Below are 1,816 nucleotides of genomic sequence, written 5' to 3'. Positions count from 1 at the left end.
GTGTTCGGACGCGAGACGTAGCAGCGACTCGCGAACCGGCGTCACGCTGATGCCGAGTTCATCCGCGACTTGCCGTGCGACCAGCTTCTGCCCCGGCTTCAGACGACTCCGCATCAAAGAATCTCGGATCGCCGCATAGGCCTGCTGGCTCACGCTCTCCTTCGAGATCGGGCGGCCGAAGGGGTGGGACTGAAGGTCCCCGTCCGACGGCCTGCGAATGGTTATTGACATGCTCGGAACCTTATGATGTTTTTGTTATAACAAATAATATGCAACTAACAAGAGTGGCTGGGCGAGAGCTGCAGGCACAGAGGGCAAACTGCCCCGTGAGGAAACGCCGTTCGCGCGACTGATCGTTCGAGCGCTCGGCCAAAGGACCAGGAGGGGAACGTGTCCAGCGAAGCGTTGGCCGGCGGACGCCGTCGTGCGCCTTTCAAGCCAAGTCAGTCGTTGATCGTTCTCGGCGTGACTCTCGCGCTGTTCGTCGTGCTCAGCGCCGCGCTTCCCGGGTTCGTCACGCTCGGCAATTTGTTTACCTTGGCCCGCAACATCTCGATTCTCGGCATCCTGGCGCTCGGCATGGCCGTCGTTGTGATCGGCCGGGGTATCGATCTGTCACAAATCGCGACGCTCGCCTGTTCGAGTGCGATCGCGGTTACCCTGATCAACGGCGGCTGGCCGCCGGCCGCAGCTATCGCCTTCGGTCTCGTACTCGCCATCCTGATCGGCGTCATGAACGGCTATTTCGTCTCCGTGATCGAAATTCCGCCGCTCTTCACGACGCTCGCATCCGGTCTGCTGGTGCTCGGGCTCACCCGCGCGCTGGTGGTCCCGCACTACCAGGTGTTCCTGCAGCCGGGGCACGAGTTCTTGCTCATGCTCGGCGGAACGGTACTGGGCGGCGTACCGGTGCCGCTGATCGCCTTCGCGATCTGCGCGCTGTTGCTGCATCTGTTCCTGTCGCGCACGGTGATCGGGCGCTTCATCTACGCGCACGGCGACAACGCCCAGGCCGCGCGGATGTCCGGTATCGCGACGCGTCCTCTCACCATGATTGAATACGCGCTGTCCGCGACCATCGGCTATGTCGGTGGCATCATCATGGTCGGATCGACCTCGCTGATGCACCTGCAGGTCGTCGAATCCACAATGATCTTCGACGTCATCCTGGTCGTCGTCCTCGGCGGCATCAGCCTCGTCGGCGGCCGTGGGAACGTACTCAGCGTGATTGCCGGAACGCTTTTGATCGGCGTGCTGCTGAACGCGATGACGATCATGAATCTCGATATCCAGACCCAGGACATCATCAAGGGCGCGGTGCTTCTGCTGGCGATCGTTCTCGACAGCTACATTCATCCGCGCGACGAAGAGACGGCCAAACAGGGCGATTAGTGCCGCCCGATCCAGACAAAAATGACAGCACCGGGAGGACGACAATGATCAGAAAGAACGGCGAACACGGGCGCCTGCGCCCAGGAATGCTCGCGTTGGCGGCGGCCGCGATGATGTTCGGCAGCAGCCATGCAAGCGCTGCCGATCCACGCGCCGAACTGCTTCAGAAATTCGAGAAAGCGGTGAAGGGCAAGACCGTCGCCTGGGTGCCGGTGTGGATGGGCGTTCTCGAGGGCGAGTGGACTCGCGTGATGAAAGCCCACTTCGACGATTACGGGAATCAGATGGTGACGCGCGATCCGAACATGAAGTCGGACGTGCAACTGCAGGCGGTATCGTCTCTCATCAACGAGAAGCCGGATGTGCTTATCGTGCAGAATCCGACGACGACTCTGCTGGCGCGCGAGCTGAAGCGGGCGATGGA

2 protein-coding genes and 1 pseudogene are annotated in these 1,816 nt (G+C 61.4%); 2 read left to right on the top strand and 1 reads right to left on the bottom strand.

The annotated features are described in order from the left end of the window. The coding region (locus tag I5M_RS34525; protein ID WP_031337760.1) for a GntR family transcriptional regulator at positions 1-231 on the bottom strand (231 nt) is incomplete at its 3' end. A 159-nt stretch (positions 232-390) separates the two neighbouring features. On the opposite strand from I5M_RS34525, the gene I5M_RS27190 reads away from it, so the two are divergent. Both I5M_RS27190 and I5M_RS27185 read left to right on the top strand, forming a co-directional pair. Further along, complete coding sequence (locus I5M_RS27190) at positions 391-1,392, top strand: ABC transporter permease (protein ID WP_022724282.1); 1,002 nt, start codon at positions 391-393, stop codon at positions 1,390-1,392. Between the two features lie 44 nt (positions 1,393-1,436). Then, positions 1,437-1,816: pseudogene (locus tag I5M_RS27185) on the top strand (sugar ABC transporter substrate-binding protein); the annotation flags it as partial.

Source organism: Rhodopseudomonas sp. B29, from assembly GCF_000333455.1.
GTDB lineage: Bacteria > Pseudomonadota > Alphaproteobacteria > Rhizobiales > Xanthobacteraceae > Rhodopseudomonas.
The sequence above is the reverse complement of the archived record's forward strand: the minus strand, read 5'-3'. Positions and strand labels throughout refer to the sequence as shown.